This is a genomic window from Streptomyces sp. NPDC058145 (assembly GCF_042884245.1).
GTDB lineage: Bacteria > Actinomycetota > Actinomycetes > Streptomycetales > Streptomycetaceae > Streptomyces.
Window position 1 is genome coordinate 208,621 of sequence record NZ_JBHVUH010000014.1, and the last position, 23,849, is coordinate 232,469.

The window sequence follows — 23,849 nt, forward strand, 5'->3', positions numbered from 1 at the left end:
AACGGCTCGAGGTCGTGACGACCCGTCGCGGTGCGGTTCTGGAAGCCGGCCATGGGCCCATTCAAGCAGACGCGGGCCCCGGGCAGGACCCCTCTCTCACAGCTTGGACGCCCGCCCGGCTGGAAGTGAACCCCGCGCGCGTGACCGGGGACGCCGAGGGGCGCCCGCCGTCCTGGCGGGCGCCCCCTCGGGGAAGCGGTGCGGAATCAGACCTGGCCGGCCTTCTCCAGCGCGGAGCAGCAGGTGTCCACCAGCAGGCGGGTCACCACGTACGGGTCGACGTTGGCGTTCGGACGGCGGTCCTCGATGTAGCCCTTGCCGTCCTTCTCGACCTGCCACGGGATGCGGACCGAGGCACCGCGGTCGGAGACGCCGTAGGAGTACTCGTTCCACGGGGCGGTCTCGTGCAGGCCGGTGAGGCGGTCGTCGATGCCGGCGCCGTAGTTCTTGACGTGGTCCAGCGGCTTGGAGCCCTCACCGAGCGACTCGCACGCGGTGATGATCGCGTCGTAGCCCTCGCGCATCGCCTTGGTGGAGAAGTTGGTGTGCGCGCCGGCGCCGTTCCAGTCGCCCTTGACCGGCTTGGGGTCCAGGGTCGCGGAGACACCGAAGTCCTCGGCGGTGCGGTACAGCAGCCAGCGGGCCACCCAGAGCTGGTCGGAGACCTCCAGCGGGGCGAGCGGGCCGACCTGGAACTCCCACTGGCCGGGCATGACCTCGGCGTTGATGCCGGAGAGGCCCAGGCCCGCCTTCAGGCAGTTCTCCAGGTGCGCCTCGACCACGTCACGGCCGAAGATCTCGTCGGCGCCGACACCGCAGTAGTAGCCGCCCTGCGGGGCCGGGAAGCCGCCCTCGGGGAAGCCCAGCGGGCGGGCGCCGTCGAAGAAGGTGTACTCCTGCTCGATGCCGAAGATCGGCTCCTGTGCGGCGAACCTCCCGGCGACCTCGGCCAGCGCGGCACGCGTGTTGGTCGGGTGCGGGGCCATGTCGGTGTCCAGGACCTCGCACAGCACGAGGATGTCGTCGCCGCCGCGGATCGGGTCCGGGCAGGTGAAGACCGGCTTGAGCACGCAGTCCGAGGAGTGCCCCTCGGCCTGGTTGGTGGAGGAGCCGTCGAAGCCCCAGATCGACAGCGACTCGAGGCCGGCGGAGGTACCCGTGATGATCTTCGTCTTGGAACGCAGCTTGGCCGTCGGCTCGGTGCCGTCGATCCAGATGTACTCAGCCTTGAAGGCCACGGGGCCACATCCTTCGGGGGTGGGTCGGTCGCACTCGCGGGTGCTTGCGGCGCTGCGGCACTGGGGCGCCGCGTCGATCTGCCCGGCAGCCTGTCAACAGGCGATTTCCCGGCCATTGCTCGAATGTGAACCCCGTGTTACCTGGTCGTTCTGTGTCCGGACTCACGTGGTGAGGCGGCGCGTGGTCGCGTACGACGGGAGGCCGGCGAAACGGCAGCGGACCGCGACCCACCGGCCGGGCCGGGTACGCCGCCTGTTCCTCCTGCACCCGGCCTCCTGCTCCGCCGGGTGCAAGGCGGCGTACCTGTCGCCCTGCCGGTGCCGTCGCGGCCCGCGTCTCACCGGCCGAGCCTCACCCCACCTTCTCGATGAGCGCGCGGCGGATGAGGAACTTGCCCGGCTCCCGGACCTGTTCGAAGGCGGCGTTGTTCAGCAGCGCGCAACTGCCGGAGACCGAGGTGACCTTCACCGTCGTGGACTTGTTGTTGTCCAGGTTGGTGACCTTCAGGGTCGTGCCGGCCGGGAACTGGTTGCTGGACGCGGCCGGGGCGCCGCCCTCACCGGAGAGCGTGACGGTCGAGCCCTTGCACACCTGCTGGCCCGAGGCCGCGGCGCCGCCGGCGGCGTTCCCGCCGGCCGCCGGGTCCGACGGCTGCGCGGACTGCTGCGCCCCGCCGGCCTGCGCCCCGCCGGCCTGTGCGCCGCCCGCCTGTGCGCCTGCACCCTGCTGTGCGTTGCCCTGCTGGCCGCCCTGCGCCGCCTGGGAGCCCTGAGCCGACTCCCCAACGGTGCATCCGGCGGCCTTCTGCTGGACCTCGATCTGCTTGACGACCGCCCCGCGGTTGGCGATCCGGGCCGCCGACTGCGCGTCCGGGTTCGCCTTCTGGTCCGCGATGAACCGGTCGTTGTTGCCGTGGGCCGTTGCCAGCCCCTGGCACACCGTCGAGTCCCCGGCGGACAGTGTCCGGGCGTTCTGCGGGCTCTGTGCGGCGTTCGAGGTGGACGCCAGCGCGAAGGCTCCGCCGCCCGCCACCGCCGCGGCACTGACGAGCAGCGCGAGCTTCTTCTTCGTGCTGAGAGTTCTCCTGCGCGACATGCGCGCCTCCTGAAGAGGTAGGGGAGCGTACGCCGCTATGTACGAGATCCCGAACAGGGTTACTCAGCGGTCACCGGGGTTCTTCCAAGTAACCTGCGTCACAGTGCAGTTGCGCCCCGCTCAGCCCTTGCTCCGGGACACCGCCTCCTGCACGGCCTCCTCGGAGCGGCCCACCAGGGCGGTCCCGTCGTCCGCCGTGATGATCGGCCGCTGGATCAGCTTCGGGTGCTCGGCGAGGGCCGTGATCCACCGGTCCCTCGCACTCTCGTCCCGCGCCCAGTCCTTGAGCCCCAGCTCCTTGGCGGCGGCCTCCTGGGTGCGGGTGATGTCCCACGGCTCGAGCCCGAGCCGGCCGAGCACGGCCCTGATCTCGTCCTCGCTCGGCACGTCCTCCAGATAGCGGCGGACGGTGTAGTCGGCCCCCTCGGCGTCGAGCAGGCTGATGGCGCTGCGGCACTTGGAACAGGCCGGGTTGATCCAGATCTCCATGCGGCACACCGTACGCGAGAACCGGGCCGGCACCCGCTGCGCCGCGGCCTCGGGGCGGCGGGTTTGTTCGAATTTCCGCCACCCCACCCGCATCTCCCGAAGCTGCCGTGACGCGCCAACAACTTCCATCCTCACCAGGGCATTTGAGGCCCGCGCCGACTGCCTGAATGTCAGTGCCCGGCAGTAGAATGGGAGCAGTGTTCGAGGGAATCGCCGGAGACCTTCCGGTGGGTGCCCTGACCGCGACAGGAGGATGCCCGTGCCCGCTGCCGCCCTGAAGTCCAAGCCGTTGCCGACCCAGTCCACCGCCAAGCGCGCCGTCCGGCTCGACTCGCCCTACGCCCCGATGGAGAAGCGTCCGCTGCCGGCCGGGCGGCCCCGCGAGTGGTACGTCACCCACAACCGGCGCCTGAAGGCCATGCGTCTCGCCATAGCCCTGCTCGACACCGGCGTCCACCTGCCGAACCAGGCCCACGACGAGACGATCCGCAGCACCGCCGAGCGGATCGGCGTGCACCCGCCGTCGGCCACGACGTGCCACATGGTGCGGGCGCTGATGCGTTAGGGCCTGTCCGGCGGATCAGGCCGGCTGTAGGCAACGGTGTCCTGTCAGCGCGGGTGAGCGGGGCGTGGTGCGTCCAGCTGCAAGGCGGAGGAGGGCGCCGACGCGGAGCGTCGGCAACCGACGACAACGCCGCCGATGGGCGTGCCACGCCCCGCGATTCCGGCATGATCCGCCGGACAGGCCCTACACCCGGTGAGAACCGGTGCCGGGTGCCCCGGGCCGGCGCGGGGCACCCGGACCGTCAGGCCGACAACTCCCGCTCCAGCGGGGTACGGAACCGCGGGGTGACCCTCGTCGTGCCCAGCCACCCCCGCAGCCGCTCCGCCTCCGCCGCCACCGCCGGCTCCGCCTCCCGGCGGACGCCGGCGTCCGGAATCCGCCAGACGATCCCGCCGTCCGCGCGCTGAGCCCAGCCGCCCACCACCCGGCCGTTCCACCACACGGTCGGGCCCACGTTGCCGCTGCGGTCGAAGAGCTCCGGGCGCAGCCCGTCGGACAGGTACCAGTCGCGCTGCTGCCAGGCCATGGCCGTCGGGTCCAGCGCCGGCAGCAGGGCCGCCCAGGGCCGGTCGGGAGCCGTCACCGGGTCCACGTCACCGGCCGCCACGAACCCCGTGCCCTCCTCCAGGACCACCTCGTGCGCGCCGATCGCGGCCAGGGCGCGGCGCACCTCCGTCACCCGCCAGCCGGTCCACCACTTCAGGTCCGCCTCCGTCGCGGGCCCGCAGACCCGCAGCCAGCGCTCCAGCAGACCGGCCTGCGCCCGCGCCGGGTCCAGCTCCGGGTGCGGCGGTGCCGGCGCCCAGCGGAACTGACTGGACGTCCAGGAGCCGAGCGGGCGGCCCCGTACCACCTTGCCCTCCACGCCGAGCACCCGCAGCAGACGCGAGGAGACCGTGTGGACCCCCTCGTAGCTCTTGCCCGCCGCGTACACGAACCGCTCGCGCAGCCGCGGCTCGTCCGCCGTCAGCTCCGCCGCCGTCGCCTGACCACGCCGGGCCAGCGCCGCCAGCGCGGACGCCTCGACCTCCGCCAGCCAGGCCGCGTCCGGGGCACCCGCCTTGGCCATGTCCTTGACCAGCGAGGCACGTTCCCGCGCGGCCACCGTGAGCCCCGTCGACGCGTGCACCACGGCGGTCAGCTCCGTGGGGAACACGAACACCGTGTGCCGCATGCCGTGCATACGAACGAGCGAACGGTCCTCGTACAGCGCCCGTTCCGTCTCCGGCACCGCCTTCGCCGCGTCGGCGAGCCGCGCCGCCACCGCCAGGTACACCGTCGCCGGGTCCGAGCCGTGCAGGGCCACCAGGGCGGCGGCCACCTCCTCGGGGGCCGCCGCCCGCGCCGTGTCCGCGAGACGGTGGCGCAGCGCCAGCCGCGCCCGCCGCTCCGCCGTACCGATGTGCCGTCGTCCGTCGCCCATGCCGACCTCCCCGTCGCTCACCGTGCCACCCCCAGCATGCTCGCCGACACCACTGACAGCCGGTGTCCGGTGCCCGCGGTTCAGCCGTACCGCTCCATCAGCGCGCCCACGTACGCCGCCAGCCGCTCGCCCAGCACCCCGGGCGTCAGATCCGTGCGGCCCAGCTCACGCCAGGGCCCGGCCAGCTTCGCGGCGTCGGGGGAGTAGGCCAGCGCGTCGAGCAGCCGCCAGTACAGGTGGTCCGGCCCGTCCGCCAGACCGTGGCCCCCGTGCCGCTCGTACCGGTCCCGGAAGGCCAGCCCGTGCCCGGGGCCGTGCAGCAGGGCCAGCGCCGTGGAGCAGTGGGCGACGTCCAGGTCGGCCGGACCCCATGAGGTCTCCACCCAGTCGACGACCCCGCTCACCCGGAGCCCGTCCCCGGCCCCCGTGAACAGCACGTTGCCGGGGTGGTAGTCCCGGTGCAGGAACCGGCCGCGGTACGGCGGCGGGTCGCGCCGGATCACGTCCACCGCCCGCTCCCACAGCGCACCCTCCGGCGTAACCACTCTCTCTGGCGAGGTCCACGCCTGGTACGGACGCGGACGCTCCTGCGGCTCGACCGCGTGGACGCGGACGAGCTGGGCGGCGAGCAGGTCCAGCCGCCGGTCCAGGAACTCCCCGTCCTCGTCGTCCACCCGCACCAGACCCGGCATCCGGGTCATCAGCAGGCTGGGGTGGTCGCAGTGCTCGGCGGTGGCGTCGACGGCGACCAGGGCCGGGGCCGGAACGCCCTCCTGCCCGGCGAGCAGTCCGAGCACCGCCGCCTCCCGGGACAGCAGCCCCGGGGCGTGCCGCCGGAAGAAGGGCCGCACGAAGGTGCGCAGCACCAGCTCCTCCCCGTCGTCCAGCGTGAGCCCCCGCATCTGCGCGGACCAGCCCCCGGACAGCGGACGGGAGTCCACGACCCCGCGGCCCTGCGGCAACCGCTTGGCCACCCAGCCCCAGGTCGCCGCCCAGCCCCGGTCCTCGAGCCCGCCCAGCAGCGCGGCCGCCAGGTCGCGCCGGTCCTCGGCGTGGTCCTGGAACCACAGGCCCAACCGGTGCTCGGCGTCCGGGAGTTCGAGCCGGGTGTACTGGGCGCGTGCCGACAGCGCGTCCTGCACGGCCTCCGTCACCTCCGGCGGGATCACCGCGTCCGTGCCCGGCACCGCCAGCACCGCCCGCCCCTCGAACGTGCGCAGCACCTCCAGCGCCGGGGAGGTCCGCCAGCTCCCGGGCGTGCGGATGATCGTGCTGAACCGCCGGCTGCCGTCGCCGAAGGGCTCGTCCCAGGCCTCCGGCGCGTACACGGCGGGCGCGCACAGGCCCACCGCCACCACCCGGCGCCCGTAGTGCCGGACCAGATCCGCGACCGTCTGCCCGCTCATGCTGAACCCGACCAGCACCAGCGGATCGTCCGCCGGGGCGTGCGCGTCGATCACCGCGACCGCCTGCGCGAACCGCCGCCGCAGACTCAACTCCGCGAGGGCCCCGCTGCTTTCACCGTGCCCGGAGAAGTCGAAGGCCAGGGTGTGCGCGCCGTGGGCGGCGAACTCGGCGAGCAGCGGCAGCAGCCGTTCCTTGCTGCCGTTCCCCGCGCCGTGCAGGAGCACGGCCGTCGCCCGTCCGGGCCGACCGGCGCTCACCCCGCTGATCCGCTCACCGTCGTACGCGTACACGAAGTCGTCGTACTCACCTGGGGATGGGGGGAGTTCGCTCATACGGGCCATTCACTCACAGCGGCCGGACCGCACGGAAAACGGGATGCGCGCCGGGAGCCGCCCTCCCTATCCTGAACAAACGTCGCGAAGCCGACACCCAACCCCGCTCACCTCACGGAGGAGGTCCGTCATGCGTGGCATCGTCAGCACCGGGACCGTCGTCCTGGTGATCCTCGGATTCGGGAACCACACCTGGTGGCTCGCCGCCGGCGCGCTGCTCTACCTGTACGCGAAGTACGGCCGGGGCTCGCCCGCCACACCCCCGGCGGGCGGCGCGGGCCCGGTGCCCGACTCCTACCGGGCGTACCGCGAGCGCCGTGACCGCCAGGCCAAGTGGGAGCGCCGCTACCGCCGCGAGCGCCCCTTCGAGAGCCGGCGCCAGGCGCGCGGGAAGAGCAGGTGAGCCGAGGCGCCCCCGGTCGTCACAGACCGGGCGCGCCCCACACCGGGAACCACCGGCCGAGATCCGGCTCGATCCGCAGATCACTCGCGAGCGCCGCCTTCACCTGCAGCTCCAGCGCGCTGTCCCGGCGCTCGGAGACGCCGGGCAGCGGAGCGAAGGGGAAAAAGGCACCCCGCTTGTACAGATAGACGAGGGCCAGCCGACGGCCGGTGTCGTCGGTGAAGGTGGCCAGTGAGCACAGGAGCTGGGGGCCGAAGCCATTGGCCTCCAGGGAGGTGTTCACCGCGTGCAGGTCGTTCACCAGCTGGGGGAGCTGGTCGGGGGGCCGGCGGGAGATCAGCCAGGAGTAGCCGTAGCCGTCCTGGGTGAGTTCCACCGGGCTACCCGCCCGGTCGGCGTCCGCGTCGAGCAGTGCCTGGATCTCGCGGTGCGTCTGCTCGAAGGCAGCGCCCTCGACCGTGGCGAAGCACACCGCGCCGACGCCGGCCGGGGTGAACCCGGCCGCCGCCTCGAGCGTGATCGCGGCCGAGGGCAGCGCGAACAACTGGTCCAGATCGGGCGCGACCGGTTTCGTGCGGCCGAGCAGGATGTCCAGCAGCCCCATGCTCAGCCCGCCTTACCCGGAGTGGCCGCCTCGCCCAGCTCCGCGGAGATCCGCCCCAGCTGGTCGAGCCGCTGCTGCAGGGTCGGGTGGGTGGAGAAGAACCGCTCGATTCCGGGCTCCCTGCCGGTCGCCGGGGTGAAGTAGAAGGCGTTGAAGGCCTGGGCCGTACGCAGGTCCTCGGTCGGGATCCGGGCGATGTCCCCGGAGACCTTGGTGAGCGCCGACGCCAGCGCCGAGGGCCGGCCGGTCAGGTGCGCGGCGGCCCGGTCGGCCGCCAGTTCCCGGTACCGGGACAGCGCCCGGATCAGCAGGAAACTGATCGCGTACACGGCCGCGGAGACGGCCATCACGGCGGCGAAGACGGCGGCCGTGTTCTGGTCCCTGCGGCCGCCGCCGAGGACCTGCGAGTAGAAGGCGAAGCGCACGATCAGTCCCGCGATCACCCCGAGGAACGACGCGATGGTGATCACGGCGACGTCCTTGTGCGCCACGTGCGACAGCTCGTGCGCGAGCACGCCCTCCAGCTCGGCGGGCTCCAGACGGCGCAGCAGCCCGGTGGTCACGCAGACCACTGCGTGATCGGGGCTGCGCCCGGTCGCGAACGCGTTCGGCATGCCCATCTCGGAGACGGCGATCACCGGTTTCGGCATGTCCGCGATCGCGCACAGCCGGTCGACCACGGCGTGCAGTTCGGGATACTCCTCCCGCTCCACGACCCGCCCGCGCATGGCGAACATCGCGATCCGGTCGGAGAACCAGAACTGCGCGACGAACATCGCCCCGACCACCACGACGACCAGCAGCCAGGACTTGAGCAACACGACCAACGCGGCGACGAAGGCCACGTACAGCAGTCCGAGCAGGAACAGCGTGACCGTCATCCGAACGGTCAGCCGCCGATCGCTCCGGAAGCGGCTCTGCATCTTGCACCACCCCACGGTCAGGCACTCGTCCCGCTGTCCAGTGTGCACCTGCGGATACCCCTGCGGGGGACCCGGGACGGGCCGTTCACGTGGAGTGACGGGCTAGTACGGCGAGTGCATCTGGGCGTAGCCGAGCAGGACTATCACCGCGGCTACGCAGCCGAGGACCACGACCGTCGATATCCACGAGGACCGGCGCGGCGCCGAGCGCTCCGGGTCGGCACGGAAGGGCGCCGGGTCCGGCGGGTTCTCCTTCCAGCGGGCGGCGAGCATGCGGGCGCGGGCCGAAGGCTCCTTGTGCTCGGCCGAGTTCGCCCACCTGTGATCGAACTCTTTCTCCCAGTCGTCCTGTTCAGACATCCCCGTTCAACCTCTCTCGTCGGACAGAGCCAGGATGATGATCTCCCGAGAGTAAGAGACATGGGAAGCGGCAAAGGTTGCCCAGGATGCTGGGTGACCAGCGGACGGCTAGCATCGAGATGAGAAGCCGCACTGCGGGGTGCGTCATGGTGACGCCCTGCTACGAGACTCGTGCGGCACCCCCTACGACCGCGCCGGACTCTCGCTCCGAGACCGCGGCCATCCGACTCGTGCCCGGAAAGCCGCACGAGGGGTGGAAGGAAGGTGGATCCATGAAAGCACATCGCGCGAGGCGTCTCGCCGCAGTGTCCGCCGTCGGCGTCCTGATGGCCGGCGGAGCCGTCGTCACCTCGGCGGCCGGCGCATCGGCGGCCACCCCGAACCACGTCACGCAGGTCAGCACCAACCGGGGCTGCGACTGGTGGGGCAACTGCTTCAACCGCTTCAACCGCTTCGACCGGGGCGACTTCTTCGGCAACAACTTCAACAACGGCGGAGTACCGGTCGTCATCGTCGTGGTGAGCTGACGGACACACGGCGGAGGGCCGTCACCCGGACACGTTCCGGGTGGCGGCCCTCCGCACGGGACCCCTCAGGACCCGCCGGTCCCGGGGCACCTGTCACACGTCGAAGTACAGCTCGAACTCGTGCGGGTGCGGACGCAGCTGCAGCGGCGCGATCTCGTTGGTCCGCTTGTAGTCGATCCACGTCTCGATCAGGTCCGGCGTGAAGACGTCGCCCTGGAGGAGGAACTCGTGGTCGGCTTCGAGGCGGTCGAGGACGGCGCCGAGCGAGGTCGGCACCTGGGCCACGTTGGCGTGCTCCTCGGGAGCCAGCTCGTAGAGGTCCTTGTCGATCGGCTCGGCCGGCTCGATCTTGTTCTTGATGCCGTCCAGGCCCGCGAGCAGCAGCGCGGAGAACGCCAGGTACGGGTTGCCGGAGGAGTCCGGGGCGCGGAACTCGACGCGCTTGGCCTTCGGGTTGGAGCCGGTGATCGGGATGCGCATCGCGGCGGAGCGGTTGCGCTGCGAGTACACCAGGTTGATCGGCGCCTCGAAGCCCGGCACCAGGCGGTGGTAGGAGTTCACCGTCGGGTTGGTGAAGGCCAGCAGCGACGGGGCGTGCTTGAGGATGCCGCCGATGTAGTAGCGGGCGGTGTCCGACAGGCCCGCGTAACCGGCCTCGTCGTAGAACAGCGGGTCGCCGTTGGTCCACAGCGACTGGTGCACGTGCATGCCCGAGCCGTTGTCACCGAAGATCGGCTTCGGCATGAAGGTCGCGGTCTTGCCGTTCTTCCAGGCCACGTTCTTCACGATGTACTTGAAGAGCTGGAGGTCGTCGGCGGCGGCGAGCAGCGTGTTGAACTTGTAGTTGATCTCGGCCTGGCCGGCGGTGCCCACCTCGTGGTGCTGGCGCTCGACCTTCAGGCCGGACCGCTCCAGCTCCAGGGAGATCTCGGCGCGCAGGTCGGCGAAGTGGTCGACCGGCGGGACCGGGAAGTAGCCGCCCTTGTAGCGGACCTTGTAACCACGGTTGTTCTCCAGGGCGCCGGTGTTCCAGGCGCCCGCCTCGGAGTCGATGTGGTAGAAGGACTCGTTCGCACCCGTCGCGAAGCGGACGGAGTCGAAGACGTAGAACTCGGCCTCGGGACCAAAGTACGCGGTGTCCGCGATACCGGTCGAGGCGAGGTAGGCCTCCGCCTTCTTCGCCACGTTGCGCGGGTCACGGGAGTACTGCTCGCCCGTGATCGGGTCGTGGATGAAGAAGTTGATGTTGAGCGTCTTGTCCCGGCGGAACGGGTCGATGCGCGCGGTGGACAGGTCGGGACGCAGGGACATGTCCGACTCGTGGATGGCCTGGAAACCGCGGATCGACGACCCGTCGAAGGCCTGCTCGTCGTCGGGGTCGAACGCCTCGGCGGGCAACGTGAAGTGCTGCATGACGCCCGGCAGGTCGCAGAAACGGACGTCAACGAACTTGACGTCCTCGTCCGCGATGAACTTCTTGGCCTCGTCGGCGTTCTGGAACATCCAGCTCCTCCTACTCCCGACCATCCCGCCGGGGTGGTAGATCGTTCGTGCGGCCAGTGCGGTGGCACACGCTGCCCTCGACCCTAGGGACGGGTGATTTCTCGGGCGTGACCCATTTGTTTCGCAGAAGTTAACCGGCCGCGTCTCCACCCTAGCCCCGACACACCCCAGTGCGTCCTGCCCGAATCCGGCCGCAGTACCGTGGACGGGTGGACAACAGGCAAGCAATGGGATCGTGGCTCTCCGGGCCGCGCGCGGCGCTGGAAGACGCCGGCGCCGACTTCGGATACCGGGGCGAGCAGCTCGGTCTGCCCGAGGAGGGGCCGAACTCGATCGCCCGGCCCGGCAGGCGCCTGGGCGCGCTGGCCGTGGACTGGGGCCTGTGTGTCCTGATCGCATACGGTCTGATCACGCATGGCAACAGCCCCGCCACCAGCAACTGGGCCCTGCTCGTCTTCTTCGCGATGAGCGTCCTGACCGTCGGCACGATCGGCTTCACGCCCGGCAAGCGCCTCTTCGGTATCCGGGTCGTGGCCCTGGAGACCGGCACCGTGAACCCGGGGCGCGCGCTGCTGCGCTCGGTTCTGCTCTGCCTCGCGATCCCCGCGCTGATCTGGGACCGGGACGGCCGCGGCCTGCACGACCGGCTCGCGAAGACCGTCGAGGTCCGCCTGTAGGGCGCGCACCCGTCCGTGGCACCGCGCCACGAGGCGCCGGAGCACCGCCACGACGCGAGGCGCGGAGCACCGCCACGACGCGAGGCGCGGAGCACCGCCACGACGAAGGGGGCGCCCGGACCTGGTCCGGGCGCCCCCTTTCTCGTACGAGGAGTTCTAGCGGGTCTTCGGGCCGCCCTTCGGCATCCGCATGCCCCTCGGCATCGGGCCCTTGGGCAGCGGCATGTTGCTCATCAGGTCGCCGAGGGCGCGCAGCCGGTCGGTGGTGGCGGTGACCTGCGGGCCGGTCAGCACCCGCGGGTACTTCAGCAGGGTCGTGCGCAGCTTCTTCAGCTCGACCTGGCCCTCGCCGGTGCCAACGATCACGTCGTGCACCGGGACGTCCGCGACGATGCGGTTCATCTTCTTCTTCTCGGCGGCCAGCAGGCTCTTCACCCGGTTCGGGTTGCCCTCCGCGACCAGCACGATGCCCGCCTTGCCGACCGCCCGGTGCACCACGTCCTGGCTGCGGTTCATCGCCACCGCCGGAGTCGTCGTCCAGCCCCGGCCGATGTTGTCCAGCACGGCCGCGGCGGCGCCCGGCTGGCCCTCCATCTGCCCGAAGGCGGCCCGCTCGGCCCGGCGGCCGAACACGATCGCCGTGGCCAGGAATCCGAGCAGCAGGCCCAGGACGCCCAGGTAGTACGGGTGGTCGATCAAGAAACCGATCGCGAGGAAGACACCGAAGGTGCCGATACCGACAGCCGCGAGTACAAGACCGAGCTTCTTGTCGGCCTTGCGGGTCATCTTGTACGTGAGGACGATCTGCTTCAGTCGCCCTGCGTTCGCGGCGTCCGCCGCGTTTTCCTTCCTCGCCATGCCACGAAGTCTACGTGGCCCCGGGAGCGCTCACGACGGCAGTGCCCGTGGGGGAGGAGGTTCAGGGACGGCCGGCGGCCTGCTCGAGCACGCGCTGCGCCTCGACCCGGTCCTTGGCGCGGCGGCGGTCCTCCAGAACGGAGTTCCAGGCGTTGCGGCGGGCGGTGCGCTGCCCACCGCTCATGAGCAGGGACTCGACGGCGCGGAGCGCGTCGGTGAAGGACGGAATGGGTGTGGCGCGAACGGGCGCGGCCTGCATGATCGTGGTCCCCTTCGTCACTGGTGGGATACGGGGCGTGATACCAGAGTCACTGAATGGTGTTACCAGGGCATGACCGGCCGGTCAAACGCCCATGAAGCCTTTATGTGGAGCCCGTCAACGCCGACGCGGTCCCGGCGACGCCCTCATCAGCGAGGACGGCCGGGACCGCGTCGACTCGGCCATTACTGGCCAGTAGTAACTTGTGCGTGAATTCACACGCTCGGCTCACATGGCCTGGACGGCGATGTAGGAGCCCCGCTTCTCGATGGCCATCTGGTAGAGGCGCCCCGCGCGGTACGACGACCGCACCAGCGGGCCGGACATCACACCGGAGAAGCCGATCTGCTCGGCCTCCTCCTTCAGCTCCACGAACTCCTGCGGCTTCACCCAGCGCTCCACCGGGTGGTGGCGCACGGAGGGGCGCAGGTACTGGGTGATGGTGACCAGCTCACAGCCGGCGTCGTGGAGCTGCTTCAGCGCCTCGCCGACCTCCTCGCGGGTCTCGCCCATGCCGAGGATCAGGTTGGACTTGGTGACCAGGCCGAAGTCGCGGGCCTCGGTGATGACCTTCAGGGAGCGCTCGTAGCGGAAGCCGGGGCGGATGCGCTTGAAGATCCGCGGCACCGTCTCGACGTTGTGCGCGAACACCTCGGGCCGGGACTCGAAGACCTCGGCGAGCTGCTCCGGGACCGCGTTGAAGTCGGGGGCGAGCAGCTCGACCTTGGTCCGGCCGGCCTCGCGCTCCGCCGTCTGCGCGTGGATCTGGCGCACGGTCTCCGCGTACAGCCAGGCGCCGCCGTCCTCCAGGTCGTCGCGGGCGACGCCGGTGATGGTGGCGTAGTTCAGGTCCATGGTGACCACGGACTCACCCACGCGGCGCGGCTCGTCGCGGTCGAGCGCCTCGGGCTTGCCGGTGTCGATCTGGCAGAAGTCGCAGCGCCGGGTGCACTGGTCGCCGCCGATGAGGAAGGTCGCCTCGCGGTCCTCCCAGCACTCGTAGATGTTCGGACAGCCGGCTTCCTGGCAGACCGTGTGCAGACCCTCGCTCTTCACGAGGTTCTGCATCTTCGTGTACTCGGGACCCATTTTCGCCCGGGTCTTGATCCACTCGGGCTTGCGCTCGATGGGGGTCTGGCTGTTGCGGACCTCCAGGCGCAGCATCTTGCGTCCGTCGGGTGCGACTGCGGACACGACCGGCTCCCTGTGACTTCGATTCCTCGGCGTACACCAGGGTACGCCCGTATTTACTGAGCCCTACCGCCGAGGCCAACCCCGGGGCCGCAGGGCGCATTCCTTGATCAGGCGGAGGCCTTCTCCACGACGCGCGGCTTGAGGTCCGCGTTCTGCAGCACGTCCCGCAGGTGCCGCTCGACCACCGGCAGGACGTCCTCGACGGTGATGTCCCGGCCCAGTTCGGCGGCCAGCGAGGCCACGCCGGCGTCCCGGATGCCGCACGGGATGATCCGGTCGAACCACTTGTTGTCGGGGTTCACGTTCAGGGCGAACCCGTGCATCGTGACGCCCTTGGCCACGCGGATGCCGATGGCGGCGATCTTGCGGTCCTCGCGGCGCTGACCGGCGTTGGAGGGAGCGTACTCGGGGCCGTTCAGCCGGGGGTCGAACTCCTCGTCCGTCAGTCGCGGGTCGAAGTCGAGGGAGAGCCCTCCCCCAGCCTCCGGCCGGGGGGACCCCCAGGCCGGCCGCTGTTCGACCGGGTCGCCGAGCACCCACACCCCGCTGCGGCCCTCGACCCGGGTGGTCTCCACGCCGAACGCGGCGCAGGTGCGGATCAGGGCCTCCTCGAGGCGGCGCACGTGGGCGACGACGTCCACCGGGCGGGGCAGCTTCTGGATCGGGTAGCCCACGAGCTGGCCGGGTCCGTGCCAGGTGATCTTGCCGCCGCGGTCCACGTCGACGACCGGGGTCCCGTCCAGCGGGCGCTCACTGTCCTCGGTGCGGCGGCCCGCCGTGTAGACCGGGGGGTGCTCCAGCAGGATGACGGTGTCCGGGACCTCGTCGGCGAACCGGGCGGCGTGCACCCGGCGCTGCTCGTCCCACGCCTCCTGGTACTCGACGGCATCCGCGCCGAACCCCATGCGGACGAACCGCAACTCACTCACGGCAAGCGCCTCCCTCGGTGAACCGGCGTCAGGCGCGTGGCGCGCCCACGCCACTGTACGACCGTCCGGCGTACGTCAGCGCTGAGGGCAATCCTCACACGATCGGATGAATGAACGGGGAACTGTGCGATCGTCTGCTCACTCTCCGCTACATTCGCGCCGTCCACGAGGCCATAAGGGCTGCTCACCGGCAATCCGGGCACTTCAGCAGAGCCGTAAGGCAGGAGAACGCACCGCAGATGACGGACCGACCCGCGCAGCGCACCCCCAACCGCCAGCTCGCCGCGCTCATCGCAGAAGCGGGGTTCTCCAACGCGGGTCTGGCCCGTCGCGTCGACCAGCTCGGCCTGGAGCACGGGCTGGACCTCAGATACGACAAGACCTCGGTCACCCGCTGGCTGCGCGGACAGCAGCCCAGGGGGACGACGCCCGCGCTGATCGCCGAGGTGTTCACGCGCCGGCTCGGGCGCCGGCTCACGGCCCAGGATCTCGGCCTGGACGCGTGTGCGCCGGTGTACGCCGGGCTCGAGTTCGCGGCCACCCCGGAGGAGGCCGTCGACATCGTGAGCGGGCTGTGGCGCAAGGACTCCGGCAGCCACGCCGAGCTGCGCAAGATCGCCTTCACCCCGGCCGGTCTTGTCGTGCCCAGCCGGGACTGGCTGATCGGCAAGGCCGACGACCGGGTGGCCCGCGACCCGGTGCCCCGGGTGCCCGTCCAGGGCCGCCCGGCCGCCGTCAGGACCCGGCTGGAGGCGCTGACCGCCCCGGCCCGGCCGCGCGGCCAGGCCGAGCGGGCGCCCGGCCACCGGGTCACCGGCGGTGACATCGCCGCGCTGCGCTCGGTGGGCGAGCTGTTCCGCACCCTCGACGACGCCTACGGCGGCGGCCACGCCCGGCAGGCCCTCGTGCGCTACCTGGAGCACGAGTGCGAGCCGCTGCTGCGCGGCGCCTACGACGAGCAGACCGGGCGGCGCCTGTTCGCGGCGTCCGCCGATCTCACCCGGCTCGCCGGCTGGACCTCGTACGACATCGCCGCGCACGGGCTCGCCCAGCGCTACTTCGTGCAGGCCCTGCGGCTCGCCCAGGCGGCCGGCGACCGGGCCTACGGCTCCTATGTGCTCGTCACCATGAGCCGCCAGGCCGTCTACCTCGGGCACGGCAGGGAGGCCGTGCAGCTCGCGCGGGTGGCGCAGCAGGGTGTCGGGACCGGCGCCCCGCCGGTCGTGCAGGCGCTGCTGCACGCCGCCGAGGCTCGCGCGCACGGGGTGCTCGGCGAGGTGCGGGCGTGCACCGGGGCGCTGGTGCGGGCCGAGCGCGCCCTGGAGGCGGCCCGGCCCGGGGACGAGGTGCCGTACTGGGCCCGGTTCTTCGACGAGGCGCAGCTCGCCGACGAGTTCGGGCACTGCCACCGCGACCTCCAGCAGTTCCGGGCGGCGGTGCAGCACGCCGAGCGCTCCCTGCAACTGCGCGCCCCCGCCTACGCCCGCAGCCGCCTGTTCTGCCGGGTCGTCCTCGCCACCGCCCGGCTCGGTCTCGGCGAACTCGACCAGGCGTGCGCGCTGGCGGCGGAGGCCGCCGGTCAGGCGGCCCAGATGCGGTCCGTGCGCGCCGTCGAGTACGTCAAGGACTTCGAGCGGCGCCTGGAGCCGTACAAGGACGCGGCTCCCGTGCGGGGCTACCGCGAGAAGGTGGCCGCGCTGGGCTAGTGCTGTGGCCGGAAAGGTTTGCCGGGAAGCTGCCGGGCGTCGCGAGCCGGTGAACCTTTCCGGCCACGGCACTAGGCCCTGTCGGGCCTGCCCGGCGGATCAGGCGGCTCTCGGCAGGGTGGGCGCGGGATCCGACCGGTGCATCGACCCCGCCGCCCCCAGGTCCGCGAGGACGGCCGCGGCCGCCCGGTGGGCCGAGTGCAGGGCGCCCTGGACGGTGCTGGTGTCGCGGTGGTCGCCGCAGACGTACAGGCCGGCCAGCAGCCGGACCGGGCGGCGCAGGTCGTGCGGGGGGCGCATGGCCGGTACCGCCTCCGGGGTGTGGTGCACCGCCAGCGTCTCCCAGCGCCGGGTCGAGGTGCCGTACAGCCGGGACAGATGGATGCGCACGGCCGTGTCGATCCCGTCGGGCGGCGTGCCCAGCACGGTCGAGGAGATCAGCACCCGGCCGGCCGGTGCCCGGCTCGGGTCGACGTTGCTGAGCACCGCTGTGTGCGCGACCGGTCCGCCGCGGTCGGCGTCCAGCAGTAGCGAGGTGCCGGTCGCGAAGGCCGGCGCGGGGTCGTCCGTGGTGTGGTGCAGGACCGTCACCGGATGGAAGTCCGGCACCCTGAGGCCCGGCAGCAGCTCCGCCGCGGCCCGCGCGTCGGTCGCCAGCAGCACCGCGCGGCAGCGGATCTCGCCGTGCTCGGCGGTGGTCACCGAGGTCGTGGACACCGAGGTGACCCGCACCCCGGTGCGCACGGTGCCGGACGGCAGCGTCTGGGCCAGCAGCTCGGGCAGCGCCTCGGCGCCGCCCTCCGGCACGCACAGCAGGCCGCTCGCGAAGGCGCGCAGCGCCAGGTCCGCGCACCGGCTGGACGTGGTCAGTTCCGGGTCGCACAGCAGCGCGGCGAGCAGCGGGCGCAGGAAGCCCTCGATGGTGCGCGCCGGCACTCCCCGGGCCGCGAGCGCCTGCGCCGCGGGCAGCTCGGGCCGGGACAGCAGGCGTTCGACCGGGGTGGCGGCGATCCGGCCCAGGGCGGTGCCGAGCCGGGCCTGGTCGACCGCGCCGCCGAGCGGCGCGCCGGCCCGGCCCGGCGAGGCCGCCGGACCGCGGGGGGCGCTCGCCAGGGCGCGCACCACGTGAAGTGCGCCCCTTGCGCTCCCTCCGGCCGCCGGAGCGCCCGCGCGGTGCGTGCGCCCGTCTCGATGCAGCAGCACGCCCGGCGCGAACCGGCGCAGGGCGAGCGCATCGAGCCCCGGCGTCAGGCGGAGTTCGGGATACGACGTGGACAGCAGCTGTCCTATGCGGTCGAGCCGGAAGCCGTCGACCTTCTCGGTCGACATACGGCCGCCCACACAAGGGGCGGCCTCCAGGACTGCGGTGGTTACTCCTGCGCTGGTGAGCCGGTGAGCCGCCGAGAGTCCGGCGATCCCGGCTCCCACGATGACGACGTCCACCTGGTACGCGGGCTCAAGCACGAGGCCCCTCCTGTGGTTGCGCGGCCGGTGGAGACGTCATGCCCCCAACTGGCTCCAGGGATACCCGAGTTCGGCTCGAGGTTAGGCCCTGACCGGTCAGGGGCAGTCCGCGCATCGACAGGGCACGGTCGCACGGCGGTCGCATACGGTCACAAGAGAACTCAACAGATCACACGAGACCCCGGGAAACGCCGACGGGCACCTGACAGCCGGTCAGGCCGCGCGGATCGCGTCCTCGATGCCCGGGAACGCGAACGCGAACCCCGACTCCAGCAGCCGCTTCGGCAGCACCCGCTGACTGCCCAGCACGTCCCCGGCCATCTCGCCCAGTACCGCCCGCAGCACCGGCTCCGGCACCGCGAACACCGTCGGCCGGTGCAGCACCCGCCCCATCGCCTCCGTGACCTCACGGTTCGTCAGCGGCTGCGGCGTGGTCAGGTTGAACGGCCCGGACGCGGTGTCGTCGTCGATCAGATGCCGGATCGCGGCGACCTCGTCGTGCAGCGCGATGTACGACCAGTACTGCCGCCCGCTCCCCAGGCGCCCCCCGAGCCCCGCCTTGAACAACGGGAACAGCCGGCCCCAGGCCCCGCCGCCCCGCGCGACCACCAGACCCGTGCGCAGGAACACCGTCCGCACCCCCGCCTCCTGCACGGGCGCCGCGGCCTCCTCCCACTCCACGCACAGCGAGGGCAGGAAGCCGTCCCCGGGCGGCGCGTCCTCGTCCACCGCACGGTCACCGGTGTCGCCGTAGATGCCCATCGCGCTGCCGCTCACATAGACCCGCGGCGGCGTGTCCAGCGAGGCCACCGCCTCCGCCAGCGCGGCCGTGCCGAGCACCCGGCTGTCCCGGATCAGCCGCTTGTACTCCGGCGTCCAGCGCCGGTCGCCGATGCCCGCCCCGGCGAGGTTGACCACCGCGTCACAGCCGGCCAGCCCGGCCGCGTCCACCTGCTGCCGCTCCGGGTCCCAGCGGACCTCGCTTCCGTCCCGGGGCGCGCGGCGGACCAGGCGCACCACCTCGTGCCCGTCCGCGGTCAGGGACCGCACCAGGGCGCTGCCGATGAGACCGGACGCACCGGCCACCGCGATTCGCGAACGTTCCATGCGGCCATCCTTCCCCGCCGCGGCCGTTCCTCCCAGGCCTGCTTAAGGTGACCTCCATGCCGTCCATACGCATCGCCCTGCCCACCGACGAGGAGGAGCTGGCCATCCTCGACCGGGCCGCCTGGTCCCCGCTGCACGCCGTACTGCCCGCACCGCGGCCGCCGTACCCGCCCTTCTTCGACGAGCGCCACCGGCCGGGGGACTACCTCGTCGCCGAACTGGACGGGCGCGTCGCCGGCTACATCCGCCTCGTCCTGCCCACCGCGCTGGCCGCCAACGCACACGTCCGCCAGATCCAGGGCCTGGTCGTCTCCGACGCGGCCCGCGGCAAGGGCGTCGGCGGCGCGCTGGTCCGGGCCGCCGTCGAGGCGGCGCGGGCAGGGGGCGCGCGCCGCCTCACCCTGCGCGTGCTCGGGCACAACGCCCCGGCCCGGCGGCTCTACGAGTCCCAGGGCTTCGCGGTCGAGGGCGTGCTGCCCGGGGAGTGGCTGATCGAGGGCGCGTTCGTCGACGACGTGCTCATGGGACGCGCCCTTTGAGGTTCCTGCCCCCGGAGCGCGCCCGGGCCGTGCGTCCTACGACGTGACGAGGTGGCCGGTGTCGACCGGCGCCGTCGCCGTGGCCGCGCTCGAGGCGTCGCCCGCCACCTCGTCGGCCGTCAGCGCGTACCCCGTCTCGGCGTCCGAGGTGGACCGGGCGAAGACCATGCCGAACACCCGGCCGTCGGCCGACAGCAGCGGGCCACCGGAGTTGCCCGGCCGGACCGTCGAGCGGATCGAGTAGATCTCCCGGGTGACCGTGCGGGTGCTGTAGATGTTCTGGCCCCGCGCCCGCACCCGGTTCGCCACCGTGGCCGCCTGCAGGTCGAGGCCGCCGTCCTGCGGATAGCCCGCGACCACCGCCGGCTCGCCGCGCACCGCGCTGTGGTCGAACCGCAGCACCGGGACGCGCAGCCGGGGCACGTACAGCACCGCCACGTCCCGGTCCGGGTCGAAGAGCACCACCCGGGCCCGGTACGCCGGCCCGATCCCGCCCACCCGCACGCTCGGGTGGGCGATGCCCGCCACCACGTGCGCGTTGGTCATCACGTGCCGGGCCGCGTACACGAAGCCGCTGCCCTCCCGGCCCTCGGTGCCGCGGGCGCCCTCGATCTTCACCGAGCTGCGTCTGGCCGCGTTCGCCGCCGCGGACGTGACGCTGTCGCCGGTGGGCCGGGCCACCTGGGCCGTCGACTCGTTCTCGAACGGGTTGAAGACCTGCGGGAAACCCGCCTCCGTCAGCGCGGAGGTGGCCCGCGAGAACCACACCGGGGTGGTCTCCGGCATCGCCTGCTGCACCGCGCCCAGCACCGCCGAGTTCCGGATCGCCGTGGTCACGGTCTGCGAGGAGGAGGCGCCCAGCACGCTCGCCGCGACCCAGGCCACGATCAGCACGGCGACCGAGTTCGCCACCGCACCCCCCGTCCCGTCCGCCACCCGCAGCGGGCCCCGGCCCTCCCGGTCCAGCTCACGCCGCAGCCGCAGCGCCGGCCGGCCCGCCAACTCGTGCCCCACCACCCCCGGCACCAGCACGGTCAGCACCGCCAGCACGGTCGCCGTCGCCGATCCGCGCGCCGCGAGCCCGGTCACCCAGGGCAGTGCCCACACCCCGACCGCCGCGCCGCCCACGAACCCGGCCAGGGACAGGCAGCCGGCCACCAGCCCGCGCCGGTAACCGGACGCCGCATAGACGACGACCACCAGTGCGAGCACCAGGTCGAGCAGGTCCACGGAGCCGCCTTTCTCTCGGACCCCCTGAGATACGGGCCGGACGGCCCCGGTGATCAGTCACGCGCGTGCGTGAGCGGCCACCCGAACCGCCAACCGGCCACGTGTGCGTATATCCCCAGAAACGGCCTGGACAAGGACGATGGTTCCACCAGGTGGCACACCCCACATCGCGAGCACGGCGCGGCGCGGCGACAGTGGGACCATGCGCGTCCTGCGAAGAGCGCCGGGAATACGCGGACGGCGGCCCGCCCGTGTCCCCGGTGCCGTCCTGCTGCTGCTCGGCTGCCTCCCCGGCCTGACCGCCGTCCTGGCGCTGGCCCTGTGCGCCCGGGGCGTCGAGAGCGCCGCACCGGTCCGTCTCGCCCGGCCCGGCGCGGACCGGGAGGCCACGGCCCACCACGCCGCCCGGCCGCGCATCCTGTCCCGCACCGTCTGGCTGGACCCGGCGGCCCCGCGCAGCCAGCCGCCCCCGCGCTACGACGACAAGGTGGTCGCCGTCTTCGTCCACCACACCGACTCGCCCAACCGGTACGACTGCGCCGACGCGCCCCGCATCATCCGCGCCCTGTACGCCGGCCAGACCGGCAGCCGGAGCTGGGACGACATCGGCTACAACTTCCTCGTCGACCGCTGCGGCACCATCTACGAGGGCCGCGCCGGAGGTGTGGACCGGCCGGTCACCGGCGCCCACGCCCAGGGCTTCAACCACCGCACCGCCGGCATCGCCGCCCTCGGCACCTTCACCGCCGGCGTGCCCGTGCCGCAAGCCATGACCGACGCGATCGCCGCCCTCGCCGCCTGGAAGCTCGGCCTCGCCGACGTCGATCCGCGCGCCCGGGCCCGTCTGACCTCCAGCAACGGACACAGCCGCTTCAAGGCGGGCACCGCCACCACCCTGCCCGCCGTGGCCGGCCACAACGAGGGCTTCATGACCACCTGCCCCGGCGCCGCCCTGACTGCCCGGCTGCCGGAGATCAGGCGGACGGCGGCCCGGCTCCAGGGCAGGACGCCCACAGCAAGGCCATAGCCGGCCCGCGGCCCGCTCCGAGCCGCGCGCCCTAGCGTCGGGCGTGGCGCGGGACGACGCGCCGCGCACGGCGGGACCACGCGCCGGGCAGGACACAGGACGAGGCGCCGGGCACGGGGCCGGACGAGTGGAGGCGGGGATCATGAGCGGCAGGCGCGGGCGGTCCATGGAGCGGGCGGAACGAGCCCGGGCGGCGCGCGGACCCTGGGCGGTGGTGTGCGCGGTCGCGACCGTCGTCCTCGGACCGGCCGCCGTCACCGCCTCCGCCCTCGACCAGGCCAACGCCGCGCCCCCGCACCACCCGGTCAGGGCCGACACGGCCGCCCGGCCGCCGTCGGACACCGCCCGAAGGCGCACGGGCGCATGAGCGGCCCGGTGCCGCCCGCGCCGGGCACGGCTACTCCTTGAAGCGCTCCCACAGCAGGGGATAGCGCTCGGCGAGCACCCGCTCGTTCTCGAAGGCGACCGCGGTGCCCTCCGGCTCGGCCGGCGCCGGAGCGATGCCGAGGTCCGGGGCGACGGTGCCGGTGAGCTGCTCGTACGCCTCATCCGCCGCGTAGCCCAGCTCCTCGCCGTCCCCGTCGATCTCCTCGTCGAAGTCCTCCAGCAGGTCGGCCAGGGAGTCCGGGTCGTGCAGGGCGCCCTCGAAGACCTCCCGGCCCTGGCCGATCAGCCAGCACCGGAAGTAGTCGAACGCGTCGTCGCTGGCCCCGTCCAGCAGGACCCAGGCGGCCCCCCACAGATCCCAGTGGTAGGCCCGGTTGTAGCGAGCCTCGAAGTGACGGGCGAAGTCCAGGACCAGCTCCGGCTCCAACTGGAGCAGCCGTTCCACGAGCAGGTCCGCCTGCTCCTCGGGATCGCCCTCGGCGGCCTCGCGGGTCGCGTCGATCAGCTCCCAGAACTCCGTCTCGTCCATCACGGCACCAGCATCGGGCCTTCACCGGTGGGGCGCACGTGGAGTGTGGCGGATCGTTATCCGCCGTCCGCACGCCCGTAGCGCGCGGCGAGCCGGGCCGCGTCCGCCGCGAACCGCTCCCGCAGACCCGCCGGCGCCAGCACCTCCGCCTCCGGACCCAGCGCCGTCAGCTGCTCGTGCGCCACCTCCTCCGACTCCACCGGCACGGTCACCGTCACCCACCCCTCGCCGTCCGGCTCGCCCGCGCCCGCGAGCGCCTCGCGCGCGGCCGTGGGGTCCACGGCGTACGGCAGCCTGCGCACGCCCTCGGGGGACAGCCGTACGACGATCGCGGTGCGCAGGATCGAGCGGGCGAACCGCTCGGCCTGCCCGGCCCAGAAGGCCGCCAGATCGAAGTCCGGCACCCGGTCGAAGCGCTCCTCGCGGGCGTCGACGGCGCCGAACCGGTCGATCCGGTACGTCCGGAAGGCACCGCCGTCGGCCACCCGCGCGCACAGGTACCAGACGCCGGCCTTCAGCACGAGCCCGTACGGCTCCAGCTCCCGCTCCACCGACCGCTCCCCGCGCCGGTACACGGCGCCGATCCGCCGGTCGGCCCACACGGCCTCGGCGATCACCGGCAGCGGCGCGGGTGTCTCCGGCTCCTGGAACCAGGCGGGCGCGTCCAGGTGGAACCGCCGGGCGGCGCTGTCCGGGGCGTCCCGCAGGGAGGGCAGCAGCGCGGCGGACACCTTCAGCCGGGCGGCACAGGCGGCGTCCTGCAGCCCCATCTCCCGCAGCGCGCCCGGCACCCCGCTCAGGAACAGCGCCTCGGCCTCGGTGCGCGCCAGCCCCGTCAGCCGCGTCCGGTACCCACCGACCAGCCGGTACCCGCCGGCCCGCCCCCGGTCCGCGTACACCGGCACGCCGGCCTCCGACAGTGCCTGCGTGTCCCGGGTGACCGTCCGCTCCGACACCTCCAGCTCCCGCGCCAGTTCGGCGGCGGTCATGGAGGGCCGGGACTGTAGGAGGAGCACCATCTTGATGAGGCGGGCGGCGCGCATGGCTTCATGATGCCGGGGGGCACTGACAGC

Annotated in this window: 26 protein-coding genes; 8 read left to right on the plus strand and 18 right to left on the minus strand. The window is 72.6% G+C overall.

Annotated features, from left to right (window positions below):
* Positions 1–206: 206 nt before the first annotated feature.
* The 3 genes from glnII to ACFVVO_RS29910 all read right to left on the minus strand — a co-directional run bounded on the left by glnII (position 207) and on the right by ACFVVO_RS29910 (position 2,823).
* Positions 207–1,238, minus strand: coding sequence for a glutamine synthetase (gene glnII / locus ACFVVO_RS29900; RefSeq protein ID WP_390059012.1), 1,032 nt, complete (start codon positions 1,236–1,238; stop codon positions 207–209).
* A gap of 352 nt (positions 1,239–1,590) precedes the next feature.
* Positions 1,591–2,334 carry a hypothetical protein gene (locus ACFVVO_RS29905; RefSeq protein ID WP_390059014.1) on the minus strand — a complete coding sequence of 248 codons (744 nt, stop codon included), beginning with the start codon at positions 2,332–2,334 and terminating at the stop codon, positions 1,591–1,593.
* A gap of 120 nt (positions 2,335–2,454) precedes the next feature.
* The gene (locus ACFVVO_RS29910; protein WP_390059016.1) at positions 2,455–2,823 is read right to left on the minus strand and encodes an arsenate reductase family protein; all 369 of its coding nucleotides are present in this window, start codon (positions 2,821–2,823) and stop codon (positions 2,455–2,457) included.
* Positions 2,824–3,082: 259 nt separating this feature from the next.
* Between ACFVVO_RS29910 and ACFVVO_RS29915 the strand changes: the two genes are divergently transcribed.
* A complete protein-coding gene (locus ACFVVO_RS29915; protein WP_390059018.1) occupies positions 3,083–3,388 on the plus strand; it encodes a hypothetical protein in 306 nt (101 codons plus the stop codon).
* 241 nt (positions 3,389–3,629) lie between these two features.
* Here the strand turns inward: ACFVVO_RS29915 and ACFVVO_RS29920 are convergent, their stop codons facing one another.
* Together ACFVVO_RS29920 and ACFVVO_RS29925 are read right to left on the minus strand one after the other, a co-directional pair.
* Positions 3,630–4,811 (minus strand): winged helix DNA-binding domain-containing protein, encoded by a 1,182-nt coding sequence (locus ACFVVO_RS29920; protein WP_390059109.1) that lies wholly within the window; start codon positions 4,809–4,811, stop codon positions 3,630–3,632.
* Positions 4,812–4,891: 80 nt separating this feature from the next.
* Positions 4,892–6,550 (minus strand): alpha/beta fold hydrolase, encoded by a 1,659-nt coding sequence (locus ACFVVO_RS29925; RefSeq protein WP_390059019.1) that lies wholly within the window; start codon positions 6,548–6,550, stop codon positions 4,892–4,894.
* 130 nt (positions 6,551–6,680) lie between these two features.
* On the opposite strand from ACFVVO_RS29925, the gene ACFVVO_RS29930 reads away from it, so the two are divergent.
* Positions 6,681–6,953, plus strand: a complete 273-nt coding sequence (locus tag ACFVVO_RS29930; protein WP_390059021.1) for a hypothetical protein — start codon at positions 6,681–6,683, stop codon at positions 6,951–6,953.
* A gap of 19 nt (positions 6,954–6,972) precedes the next feature.
* Here ACFVVO_RS29930 and ACFVVO_RS29935 read toward each other — a convergent pair whose 3' ends face one another.
* The 3 genes from ACFVVO_RS29935 to ACFVVO_RS29945 all read right to left on the minus strand — a co-directional run bounded on the left by ACFVVO_RS29935 (position 6,973) and on the right by ACFVVO_RS29945 (position 8,840).
* Positions 6,973–7,557, minus strand: a complete 585-nt coding sequence (locus ACFVVO_RS29935) for a hypothetical protein (RefSeq protein ID WP_390059022.1) — start codon at positions 7,555–7,557, stop codon at positions 6,973–6,975.
* A gap of 2 nt (positions 7,558–7,559) precedes the next feature.
* Complete coding sequence (gene htpX / locus ACFVVO_RS29940; protein ID WP_390059023.1) at positions 7,560–8,480, minus strand: zinc metalloprotease HtpX; 921 nt, start codon at positions 8,478–8,480, stop codon at positions 7,560–7,562.
* Positions 8,481–8,582: 102 nt separating this feature from the next.
* Positions 8,583–8,840 (minus strand): hypothetical protein, encoded by a 258-nt coding sequence (locus ACFVVO_RS29945; protein ID WP_390059025.1) that lies wholly within the window; start codon positions 8,838–8,840, stop codon positions 8,583–8,585.
* A gap of 272 nt (positions 8,841–9,112) precedes the next feature.
* Between ACFVVO_RS29945 and ACFVVO_RS29950 the strand changes: the two genes are divergently transcribed.
* The gene (locus ACFVVO_RS29950; protein WP_390059026.1) at positions 9,113–9,367 is read left to right on the plus strand and encodes a hypothetical protein; all 255 of its coding nucleotides are present in this window, start codon (positions 9,113–9,115) and stop codon (positions 9,365–9,367) included.
* Between the two features lie 93 nt (positions 9,368–9,460).
* On the opposite strand, the gene glnA is transcribed toward ACFVVO_RS29950, so the two are convergent.
* Complete coding sequence (gene glnA, locus ACFVVO_RS29955) at positions 9,461–10,870, minus strand: type I glutamate--ammonia ligase (RefSeq protein WP_390059028.1); 1,410 nt, start codon at positions 10,868–10,870, stop codon at positions 9,461–9,463.
* Positions 10,871–11,079: 209 nt separating this feature from the next.
* Here glnA and ACFVVO_RS29960 point away from each other — a divergent pair, with 209 nt between their 5' ends.
* Positions 11,080–11,547, plus strand: a complete 468-nt coding sequence (locus ACFVVO_RS29960; protein WP_390059029.1) for an RDD family protein — start codon at positions 11,080–11,082, stop codon at positions 11,545–11,547.
* A gap of 156 nt (positions 11,548–11,703) precedes the next feature.
* Here ACFVVO_RS29960 and ACFVVO_RS29965 read toward each other — a convergent pair whose 3' ends face one another.
* The 4 genes from ACFVVO_RS29965 to lipB all read right to left on the minus strand — a co-directional run bounded on the left by ACFVVO_RS29965 (position 11,704) and on the right by lipB (position 14,787).
* Positions 11,704–12,405 (minus strand): DUF4191 domain-containing protein, encoded by a 702-nt coding sequence (locus ACFVVO_RS29965; protein ID WP_390059031.1) that lies wholly within the window; start codon positions 12,403–12,405, stop codon positions 11,704–11,706.
* 61 nt (positions 12,406–12,466) lie between these two features.
* A complete protein-coding gene (locus tag ACFVVO_RS29970) occupies positions 12,467–12,664 on the minus strand; it encodes a hypothetical protein (RefSeq protein ID WP_390059032.1) in 198 nt (65 codons plus the stop codon).
* A gap of 228 nt (positions 12,665–12,892) precedes the next feature.
* Positions 12,893–13,858: a lipoyl synthase gene (lipA, locus tag ACFVVO_RS29975; protein WP_390059034.1), complete on the minus strand. Its 966-nt coding sequence runs from the start codon at positions 13,856–13,858 to the stop codon at positions 12,893–12,895.
* A gap of 107 nt (positions 13,859–13,965) precedes the next feature.
* On the minus strand, positions 13,966–14,787 hold the full coding sequence (gene lipB / locus ACFVVO_RS29980; protein ID WP_390059035.1) for a lipoyl(octanoyl) transferase LipB: 822 nt from the start codon (positions 14,785–14,787) through the stop codon (positions 13,966–13,968).
* Between the two features lie 239 nt (positions 14,788–15,026).
* On the opposite strand from lipB, the gene ACFVVO_RS29985 reads away from it, so the two are divergent.
* Entirely contained in the window at positions 15,027–16,493 is a 1,467-nt protein-coding gene (locus ACFVVO_RS29985; protein ID WP_390059036.1) for a regulator, read from the plus strand.
* 99 nt (positions 16,494–16,592) lie between these two features.
* On the opposite strand, the gene ACFVVO_RS29990 is transcribed toward ACFVVO_RS29985, so the two are convergent.
* Both ACFVVO_RS29990 and ACFVVO_RS29995 read right to left on the minus strand, forming a co-directional pair.
* On the minus strand, positions 16,593–17,957 hold the full coding sequence (locus ACFVVO_RS29990) for an NAD(P)/FAD-dependent oxidoreductase (protein WP_390059037.1): 1,365 nt from the start codon (positions 17,955–17,957) through the stop codon (positions 16,593–16,595).
* A gap of 213 nt (positions 17,958–18,170) precedes the next feature.
* A complete protein-coding gene (locus ACFVVO_RS29995) occupies positions 18,171–19,064 on the minus strand; it encodes a TIGR01777 family oxidoreductase (protein ID WP_390059038.1) in 894 nt (297 codons plus the stop codon).
* A gap of 56 nt (positions 19,065–19,120) precedes the next feature.
* On the opposite strand from ACFVVO_RS29995, the gene ACFVVO_RS30000 reads away from it, so the two are divergent.
* Positions 19,121–19,603, plus strand: coding sequence for a GNAT family N-acetyltransferase (locus ACFVVO_RS30000; protein ID WP_390059040.1), 483 nt, complete (start codon positions 19,121–19,123; stop codon positions 19,601–19,603).
* Between the two features lie 36 nt (positions 19,604–19,639).
* On the opposite strand, the gene ACFVVO_RS30005 is transcribed toward ACFVVO_RS30000, so the two are convergent.
* Positions 19,640–20,833, minus strand: a complete 1,194-nt coding sequence (locus ACFVVO_RS30005) for a MarP family serine protease (protein ID WP_390059041.1) — start codon at positions 20,831–20,833, stop codon at positions 19,640–19,642.
* A 271-nt stretch (positions 20,834–21,104) separates the two neighbouring features.
* Here ACFVVO_RS30005 and ACFVVO_RS30010 point away from each other — a divergent pair, with 271 nt between their 5' ends.
* Complete coding sequence (locus ACFVVO_RS30010; protein ID WP_390059110.1) at positions 21,105–21,860, plus strand: peptidoglycan recognition protein; 756 nt, start codon at positions 21,105–21,107, stop codon at positions 21,858–21,860.
* Positions 21,861–22,002: 142 nt separating this feature from the next.
* Complete coding sequence (locus ACFVVO_RS30015) at positions 22,003–22,227, plus strand: hypothetical protein (RefSeq protein ID WP_390059043.1); 225 nt, start codon at positions 22,003–22,005, stop codon at positions 22,225–22,227.
* A 30-nt stretch (positions 22,228–22,257) separates the two neighbouring features.
* Here ACFVVO_RS30015 and ACFVVO_RS30020 read toward each other — a convergent pair whose 3' ends face one another.
* Positions 22,258–22,776 carry a DUF4240 domain-containing protein gene (locus tag ACFVVO_RS30020; protein ID WP_390059112.1) on the minus strand — a complete coding sequence of 173 codons (519 nt, stop codon included), beginning with the start codon at positions 22,774–22,776 and terminating at the stop codon, positions 22,258–22,260.
* 56 nt (positions 22,777–22,832) lie between these two features.
* Complete coding sequence (locus tag ACFVVO_RS30025; RefSeq protein ID WP_390059044.1) at positions 22,833–23,819, minus strand: helix-turn-helix transcriptional regulator; 987 nt, start codon at positions 23,817–23,819, stop codon at positions 22,833–22,835.
* Positions 23,820–23,849: the final 30 nt, after the last annotated feature.

Coding starts and splice junctions, on each gene's coding strand:
- ACFVVO_RS29985 (WP_390059036.1), top strand. CDS start 15,027: ATGACGGACCGACCCGCGCAGCGCACCCCCAACCGCCAGCTCGCCGCG.
- ACFVVO_RS29995 (WP_390059038.1), bottom strand. CDS start 19,064: ATGGAACGTTCGCGAATCGCGGTGGCCGGTGCGTCCGGTCTCATCGGC.
- ACFVVO_RS29920 (WP_390059109.1), bottom strand. CDS start 4,811: ATGGGCGACGGACGACGGCACATCGGTACGGCGGAGCGGCGGGCGCGG.
- ACFVVO_RS29910 (WP_390059016.1), bottom strand. CDS start 2,823: ATGGAGATCTGGATCAACCCGGCCTGTTCCAAGTGCCGCAGCGCCATC.
- ACFVVO_RS29905 (WP_390059014.1), bottom strand. CDS start 2,334: ATGTCGCGCAGGAGAACTCTCAGCACGAAGAAGAAGCTCGCGCTGCTC.
- ACFVVO_RS30000 (WP_390059040.1), top strand. CDS start 19,121: ATGCCGTCCATACGCATCGCCCTGCCCACCGACGAGGAGGAGCTGGCC.
- ACFVVO_RS29925 (WP_390059019.1), bottom strand. CDS start 6,550: ATGAGCGAACTCCCCCCATCCCCAGGTGAGTACGACGACTTCGTGTAC.
- ACFVVO_RS29950 (WP_390059026.1), top strand. CDS start 9,113: ATGAAAGCACATCGCGCGAGGCGTCTCGCCGCAGTGTCCGCCGTCGGC.
- ACFVVO_RS30020 (WP_390059112.1), bottom strand. CDS start 22,776: ATGGACGAGACGGAGTTCTGGGAGCTGATCGACGCGACCCGCGAGGCC.
- ACFVVO_RS30015 (WP_390059043.1), top strand. CDS start 22,003: ATGAGCGGCAGGCGCGGGCGGTCCATGGAGCGGGCGGAACGAGCCCGG.
- ACFVVO_RS29935 (WP_390059022.1), bottom strand. CDS start 7,557: ATGGGGCTGCTGGACATCCTGCTCGGCCGCACGAAACCGGTCGCGCCC.
- ACFVVO_RS30025 (WP_390059044.1), bottom strand. CDS start 23,819: ATGCGCGCCGCCCGCCTCATCAAGATGGTGCTCCTCCTACAGTCCCGG.
- glnA (WP_390059028.1), bottom strand. CDS start 10,870: ATGTTCCAGAACGCCGACGAGGCCAAGAAGTTCATCGCGGACGAGGAC.
- ACFVVO_RS29930 (WP_390059021.1), top strand. CDS start 6,681: ATGCGTGGCATCGTCAGCACCGGGACCGTCGTCCTGGTGATCCTCGGA.
- ACFVVO_RS29965 (WP_390059031.1), bottom strand. CDS start 12,405: ATGGCGAGGAAGGAAAACGCGGCGGACGCCGCGAACGCAGGGCGACTG.
- ACFVVO_RS29945 (WP_390059025.1), bottom strand. CDS start 8,840: ATGTCTGAACAGGACGACTGGGAGAAAGAGTTCGATCACAGGTGGGCG.
- ACFVVO_RS29970 (WP_390059032.1), bottom strand. CDS start 12,664: ATGCAGGCCGCGCCCGTTCGCGCCACACCCATTCCGTCCTTCACCGAC.
- htpX (WP_390059023.1), bottom strand. CDS start 8,480: ATGCAGAGCCGCTTCCGGAGCGATCGGCGGCTGACCGTTCGGATGACG.